Source organism: Burkholderia reimsis (assembly GCF_003294055.1).
Lineage (GTDB): Bacteria > Pseudomonadota > Gammaproteobacteria > Burkholderiales > Burkholderiaceae > Burkholderia > Burkholderia cepacia.
Genome location: NZ_QMFZ01000050.1, coordinates 43,424 through 49,960, shown reverse-complemented (window position 1 = coordinate 49,960; position 6,537 = coordinate 43,424). Strand labels below are relative to the sequence as shown.

Genomic DNA, 6,537 nt, shown 5'->3' with positions numbered 1-6,537 from the left:
CGCCCGCGCCAGTTCTCCCCCCCTTCCAGCGACGGCGTCGCCTCGAACACCTCCGCGACCCAGTCGGCGAACACGCGCACCTTCTGCGACAGGTGCCGGTTGTGCGGATAGACGATCGAAATCGGCTTCGGCTTCGGATTGCAGTCAGGCAGCACCTCGACCAGCGAGCCGTCGAGCAGGTTCGGCAGCACCATGAACAGCGTCGGCTGGATCATCCCGAACCCTTCGAGCCCGCACGTCACGTAGGCATCCGAATCGTTGACCGTGACGCTGCCGTTCATCCGCACCTCGAACGGCTTCCCGTCGATCATGAACACCCACGGAATCGCCCGCGCGCCGTGGCTCGCACGGAAATTCACCGCGTGATGGTCGGCGAGATCGGCAATCTCGTGCGGCTCGCCGTGACGCGCCAAGTAATCGGGCGACGCGCAGGTCACGCGCTTCAGCATCCCGATCCGCCGCGCGACCATCGACGAATCCTCGAGCGGCCCGACCCGGATCATGCAGTCGATGCCCTCCTCGACCGGATCCACGTAGCGGTCGGAGAGCCCCAGTTCGAGCGTGATGTCGGGGTAGCGCTGCCGGAAAATCGACAGCGACGGCAGCACGATGCGCCGCCCGAGCGAACTCGGCATGTGGACACGCAGCACGCCGCTCGGCTTGCGGTTGCCCGTCTGGAAACTCGCGTCGGCCTCCGCGATCTCCGAGATGATCTTCGTGCAATGCTCGTAGTACGCCGCACCTTCCGGCGTGAGCGACAGCCTGCGTGTCGTCCGGTGCATCAGGCGCACGCCCAGCAGCGCCTCGAGGTTCTGAATGATGGTCGTCACCGACGCGCGCGGCATCGCGAGCGTGTCGGCCGCGCGTGTGAAGCTGTTCGCGTCGACCACACGGGTAAAAACTTCCATTGCCTGGATTCGGTCCATGCTGCTCCCCCTTCGAATCGCCAACGGAACAGAATAGAGCGCGCGACGGGCACGGCACAAGCCCCCGTCCATTGTTCTCCGATCCTGAATAGTTTCTGCGTTTCGGACTGGAAAGCGATCGATTTTCGTTCAGTCGCACTCGGCGATCGTTCCGGCCCCGAGCGCAGCCGTACGCCGTGCGTTATCGCACGAATCGCTCGCGATAGCCTTGCGGCGACACGCCCAGCACCCGCACGAAACAGCGTCGCAGCGTCTCCTCGGAGCCGAAGCCGCAACGCGCGGCGATCCGCTTGACGGGCCACGCCGTTTCGCCGAGCAGGCGCTGCGCGGCCTCGACGCGGAGCTGCTCGACCGCGCGCGCGGGGGTGCGGCCGGTGCCCGCGCGGTAGTGGCGCACGAAGCTGCGCTCGCTCATGCTTGCGCGCTCGGCCAGCGCGGGCACCGACAGGTCGGCCGTCAGGTGCTCCGCCATCCACGCATGCAGTTCGCCGAACCGGTCGTCGGTGCGTTGCATCGACAGCATCGTGCTGAACTGCGCCTGTCCGCCCGGGCGCTTCAGGAACACGACGAGTTCGCGCGCGACGTCGAGCGCGGTCGCCCGCCCCAGGTCCTCCTCGACCAGCGCGAGCGCGAGATCGATGCCGGCCGTCACGCCGGCCGAGGTCCACAGCGCGCCTTCGCGGATGAAGATCGGATCGGATTCGACGCGCACGTTCGGATAGCGCGCCGCGAACTCGTCGCAGCGCGCCCAGTGCGTGACCGCACGGCGCCCGTCGAGCAGGCCGGCCTCGGCGAGCAGGAATGCGCCGGTGCAGACGGACGCCACGCGCCGCGTGCGCGCCGCCTGCTGCCGCACCCAGCGCACCAGCCGCGCGTCCCGGGATGCCGCATGCACGCCCTTGCCGCCGGCGACGATCAGCGTATCGGGATGGCGTGCGGCCGAGCGCAGCGACTCGGCCATCACGGCGAGACCCGACGACGTCTCGACGGGCCCCGCCTCGGCCGCGACGACACGCGGCGCGTAGGGCGCCGGCTGGCCCCGCTCCAGCGCGAGCTCGTTGACGGACGCAAACACCTGCAGCGGCCCCGACACGTCGAGCAGCTGGGCACGAGGGAACGCGAGGACCAGGATCGAACGCGGGGCGGCAGGCATGGCGATTGGCTGAAAACGTGGGCGATATGGCAATTTCGCCAAACACTACGCGCCTAGAATCGATCTGTCCATCCCGCGCCGGCAACGGTGCGCCCCCTTCCAACCGGAGTCTTCGCATGACCCTGCATATCGGCTTTCTCGTGTTCCCGGGCGTCCAGCAACTCGATCTCACCGGCCCGCACGACGTGCTCGCGTCGCTGCCCGACGCGGCCGTCCACCTGGTCTGGAAGTCGCTCGACACCGTCGCGTCGAGCAGCGGGCTCGCGCTCGCGCCGACCTGCACGTTCGACGATTGCCCGCCGCTCGACGTGATCTGCATTCCGGGCGGCATCGGGATCAACGAACTGCTGCTCGATGCCGAAACGATCGCCTTCGTGCAGCAGCGCGCGGCCACCGCGCGCTACGTGACGTCGGTCTGCACAGGCGCGCTGCTGCTCGGCGTGGCCGGCCTGCTGCGCGGGCGGCGCGCGACGACGCACTGGGCATTCCACACGCTGCTCGAACCGCTCGGCGCGGTGCCGGTGCGCGAGCGCGTGGTGCGCGACGGCAACCTGATCACGGGCGGCGGCGTCACGGCCGGCATCGACTTCGCGTTGACGATCGCCGCGGAACTGGCCGGCGACGAGGAAGCGCAGGCGATCCAGCTGCAACTCGAATACGCGCCCGCACCGCCGTTCGACGCCGGTTCGCCGGACACCGCGCCGGCAGCCGTCGTGAAGCGCGTCACCGAACGTTCGGCGGCCAGTTTCGCGAAGCGCAAGGCGACGATCGAACAGGCGCTGCGCGCGGTGTCGCGCTGAATGCGGGTACGGGAAATTGCCTCGATGACCGAAAGACGACGCGCACTCGCGCCGGAGAACATATCGATGAACATCGTCCGCAGCGCCGCGTTCACCGCGGACCGTGCGTGGGGCGCGCTCGACATCGCGAACCTGGGCGGCATCACGGTTCGCCTGCACTGGACCGACCAGCCGTATCGATGGCACGTGAACGACGGCGAGGAAGTGTTCGCGGTGCTCGACGGTCGCGTCGAGATGCGTTATCGGGAAGCAGGCGTCGAGCACGCGACGGTGCTCGAAACGGGTGACGTGTTCCACGCGACGGCCGGCACCGAGCATGTCGCGCATCCGCTCGGCGAAGCACGCATCCTCGTGATCGAAACCGAAGGCAGCGCCTGACGGCCGTTGGCCGTGCGCCGGGGCCGCGTGGATGCCGACCGCATCCGCGCGGCGGGTTTCATCCGGAGATCGTCCCGGTGGCCTGCGACGCGATCAGCTTCGGCTGCGGCGTGCACTGGCACTGGCACAGGTCGTGTTCGAGCGCGACGACCTTGCCCATCACGGTCATCGTCCGCTCGCCGCCGTCGGACACGATCACGCCGGGCGACTTGCAGGCGGCGCAGAACACCGACGCGCCGAGATAAGCGAGTTCACGTCCGTCGAACGACGAATTGGCGATCCCTTCGAGCACCACGCCGCCGTGGTCGGTCGTGTCGCCCTTCAGAATGAATTTGCGGCTCATGTGTCGGTTCTTCCCTCGGAAATGCCGTGCAGCGCGGCATCAAGGCCGCACACGGGCAATCGGAATCCGCCCGTCGATCGCGGGCGTGCCGCGAGCATATCACCGCTCGCGGCCGCCGCCTGCCGATCGCCGCATCCGTTAGAACTTGTGCCGAATGCCGATCCGCGCCTCGAACTGCCGGTCGTTCGCGGACGCGCCGGGGCCGTTGATCGCGGCAACCGCCGCGTGCCCCGTCGAATCGGTGCCCGACGCGCGCTGAAAGACGGCGGTCGCATACACGTCGGTGCGCTTCGACAGGAAATAGTCGAGCCCGGCCGCCACCTGGTGGTACGTCGCGCCGTCGCGGCCGTTCACGCCGCCGCCGCGCGTGTAGTCGTACGCGACGCCGCCGAACAGGTAGGGCGTGAACTGGTAGCGCACGCTGCCCTCGACGTTGTTGAACACCGCGTTGCCGGACACGCCACCGGGGTTCGGCCCGGACGACAGGTCGCCGAGCCCGCGGAACGACGTGTTCGTGTACATCGCGCCGAGCGTCACCGCGCCGATCGCGTAGGTGCCGCCCGCCGCCGCGACCTGCAGCGTGCGCGCCGACGCATAACCGGAATACACGGGCGACAGCATGTTGTTGCCCGGCACGCCGCCGACGACCGGCGCGGGGCTGCCGGTCGTGCCGAAGAACGACACGTTCGGGTTGCGCGCATTCAGGTAGCCGGCCGCGACCACGAGCGGCCCGCGCGTGTAGCCGGCCGTCATCGACCACACCTGGTTGCGCGTCGCCGCACCCGCGATGCCGCCCACGCCGTACATGGCCGCGAAGCGCAATCCGCCGTAGTCGTTGCTGGTGAACTTGATCGCGTTGTTGGTCGAGTTCGCGTTGTTCACGTTGTCGAGATCGCCGGGGTGCGCAACCATGTAGCCGCCGAACAGCGCGGCGGCCTCGAGCGGCCCGAGGAAGTCGACGTTGGTGTCGTACTGGCGCCCGAGCGTGACGGTACCGAACGGCCCCGACAGCCCGACGAACGCCTTCTTGCCGAAGATCAGCCCGCCCTGCCCGAGCTTGCCGGTGCTCGGGTCGAAGCCGTTCTCGAGCGTGAAGACGGCCGCCAGGCCGCCGCCGAGGTCCTCGACGCCACGCAGCCCCCAGCGGCTCGCCTGCTGCACGCCGCCGAGCATCCGCCACGCCGGCTTGCCGCTCACGGTGCCGTTCGGGCCGGCGACCGCAAGGTTGCTCGTGTAGGTCAGCCCTTCGTCGATAATGCCGTACAGCGTCACGCTGCTCTGTGCGTGCGCCGCACCCGCGATCAGCGCGACGCCCGCGCCTGCCAACAGCCGTTTTTTCATCGGAAGGTCTCCATTGCGCGGGTCGAATGGCAAAACGCAGGCGTGCGCGTCCCCCGCAGGCGCGCGGCCTGCTCCGGAGCAAACCGGAACGGTCAGGGGTAAATCGGGGAGGACGGCTAGCGCATCGCGTCGGCGACGACCGCCGGCGGGGCCCAGCGGCGGCCGGCCGCGACTTCGTACGCGTGACCGAACTGCAGCACGCCCCAGTCGTCGCGATAGCGGCCGACGATCTGCATGCCGATCGGCAAACCGGTCGCGCCGAAGCCGCACGGCACCGACAGGATCGGCGCCTCGGTCGACGACAGGTACCAGCACACGCGCATCCAGTCGATGTACGACGTGCTCGCGGCCCCCTGCACGTACGCAGGCGAGCGCAAGCCGACGTCGAACGGCATCACCTGTGTCGTCGGCAGCACGTAGAACGCGTAGCGCTGCATGAACGTGCGCATCCGCTCGAACAGCCGCGTCTTGCGCACGAACATGCGGCCGAGATCGGCGGCCGTCAGCGACCGATGCAGCCGGTATTCATCGTGAATCTCGGGCTTCAGCGCCGCACGCTGCGCATCGTCGAACCCGTCGACCAGCGTGCCGATCATCCATGCGCGCTCGATGCGGAACACGTCCTCGGCGTCGGACAGATCGGGATCGTCGAATTCGACTTCGCAGCCGAGCGCCGCGAACACACGCGCCTGCGCATCGACCGCCCGCGTGATCTCGGGATCGACCGGCACGCCGGGCAGGCCGCGCGACATCGCGATGCGCGTGCCGCGGAAGTCGCGTTCGAGCGGCTGCGCGAAGCGTGCGCCCGGGTCCGCGAGTTCGGTCGCGGTCTCGCCGCCCGGCCCGGCGATCGCCGACAGCAGCAACGCGGTATCGGCCACGTCGCGCGCCATCGGCCCGTCGACGCCGAGCGTCGCCCAGCCGTTCAGGTCGGGCGCGCGCGGCACGCGGCCCGGCGACGGCCGCAATCCGACGACGTTGTTCCACGCGGCCGGGTTGCGCAGCGAACCGCCCATGTCGCTGCCGCACGCGAGCGGATTCATCCCGCACGCGAGCGCGGCCGCCGCGCCGCCGCTGCTGCCGCCCGCGGAACGCGTCAGGTCCCACGGGTTGCGCGTCGCGCCGAACACGTCGTTGAACGTATGCGACCCGGCGCCGAATTCGGGCGTGTTCGACTTGCCGATCATCAGCGCACCGGCGCTCGCGCAGCGGCGCACGACGAGCGCGTCATGCAGCGGCACGTGATCGGCGAACAACCGCGAACCGTAGGTCGTGCGCACGCCGCGCGTCGCGGTGAGATCCTTCTGCGATACCGGCAGCCCGTGCAGCGGCCCCTGCCATTCGCCGCGCATCCAGCGGGCGTCGATGTCGCGCGCACGGGCGCGCAGCACGTCGGGATCGACGACGGTCACGAGCGCATTCACGCGTGGGTTGACCGTCGCGATCCGCGCGAGATGCGCATCGAGCAGGTCGCACGCGCCGATCTGCCGGGTCTTCAGCAGGTCGAGCATCGTGCGGGCGGACAGGTCGCACAGGTCGCCGGCCATCACGTCGGCGGGCGGGGACGATAGCGAAACGGTGGCGGTCATACGGTTC

Annotated in this window: 7 protein-coding genes; 2 read left to right on the top strand and 5 right to left on the bottom strand. The window is 69.3% G+C overall.

Going from position 1 to position 6,537, the window contains the following annotated elements; translation table 11 throughout:
* Both DPV79_RS36575 and DPV79_RS36570 read right to left on the bottom strand, forming a co-directional pair.
* The coding region (locus DPV79_RS36575) for a LysR family transcriptional regulator (RefSeq protein ID WP_133295758.1) at positions 1 to 926 on the bottom strand (926 nt) is incomplete at its 3' end.
* Positions 927 to 1,107: 181 nt separating this feature from the next.
* Positions 1,108 to 2,079: a GlxA family transcriptional regulator gene (locus tag DPV79_RS36570; protein WP_060306375.1), complete on the bottom strand. Its 972-nt coding sequence runs from the start codon at positions 2,077 to 2,079 to the stop codon at positions 1,108 to 1,110.
* Between the two features lie 116 nt (positions 2,080 to 2,195).
* Between DPV79_RS36570 and DPV79_RS36565 the strand changes: the two genes are divergently transcribed.
* Both DPV79_RS36565 and DPV79_RS36560 read left to right on the top strand, forming a co-directional pair.
* The gene (locus DPV79_RS36565) at positions 2,196 to 2,879 is read left to right on the top strand and encodes a DJ-1/PfpI family protein (RefSeq protein ID WP_113047707.1); all 684 of its coding nucleotides are present in this window, start codon (positions 2,196 to 2,198) and stop codon (positions 2,877 to 2,879) included.
* Between the two features lie 66 nt (positions 2,880 to 2,945).
* Positions 2,946 to 3,257 carry a cupin domain-containing protein gene (locus tag DPV79_RS36560; protein WP_113047710.1) on the top strand — a complete coding sequence of 104 codons (312 nt, stop codon included), beginning with the start codon at positions 2,946 to 2,948 and terminating at the stop codon, positions 3,255 to 3,257.
* 58 nt (positions 3,258 to 3,315) lie between these two features.
* On the opposite strand, the gene DPV79_RS36555 is transcribed toward DPV79_RS36560, so the two are convergent.
* The 3 genes from DPV79_RS36555 to DPV79_RS36545 form a co-directional block, all read right to left on the bottom strand.
* Complete coding sequence (locus DPV79_RS36555; RefSeq protein ID WP_059578632.1) at positions 3,316 to 3,600, bottom strand: PAAR domain-containing protein; 285 nt, start codon at positions 3,598 to 3,600, stop codon at positions 3,316 to 3,318.
* Positions 3,601 to 3,738: 138 nt separating this feature from the next.
* Complete coding sequence (locus DPV79_RS36550; RefSeq protein ID WP_059674704.1) at positions 3,739 to 4,941, bottom strand: porin; 1,203 nt, start codon at positions 4,939 to 4,941, stop codon at positions 3,739 to 3,741.
* A gap of 116 nt (positions 4,942 to 5,057) precedes the next feature.
* The gene (locus tag DPV79_RS36545; RefSeq protein ID WP_113047706.1) at positions 5,058 to 6,530 is read right to left on the bottom strand and encodes an amidase; all 1,473 of its coding nucleotides are present in this window, start codon (positions 6,528 to 6,530) and stop codon (positions 5,058 to 5,060) included.
* Positions 6,531 to 6,537 lie beyond the last annotated feature (7 nt).

What these genes read in the sequence shown, in the direction of transcription:
- DPV79_RS36570 (WP_060306375.1), bottom strand. Translation starts at nt 2,079, where the DNA reads ATGCCTGCCGCCCCGCGTTCGATCCTGGTCCTCGCGTTCCCTCGTGCC.
- DPV79_RS36565 (WP_113047707.1), top strand. Translation starts at nt 2,196, where the DNA reads ATGACCCTGCATATCGGCTTTCTCGTGTTCCCGGGCGTCCAGCAACTC.
- DPV79_RS36560 (WP_113047710.1), top strand. Translation starts at nt 2,946, where the DNA reads ATGAACATCGTCCGCAGCGCCGCGTTCACCGCGGACCGTGCGTGGGGC.
- DPV79_RS36555 (WP_059578632.1), bottom strand. Translation starts at nt 3,600, where the DNA reads ATGAGCCGCAAATTCATTCTGAAGGGCGACACGACCGACCACGGCGGC.
- DPV79_RS36550 (WP_059674704.1), bottom strand. Translation starts at nt 4,941, where the DNA reads ATGAAAAAACGGCTGTTGGCAGGCGCGGGCGTCGCGCTGATCGCGGGT.
- DPV79_RS36545 (WP_113047706.1), bottom strand. Translation starts at nt 6,530, where the DNA reads ATGACCGCCACCGTTTCGCTATCGTCCCCGCCCGCCGACGTGATGGCC.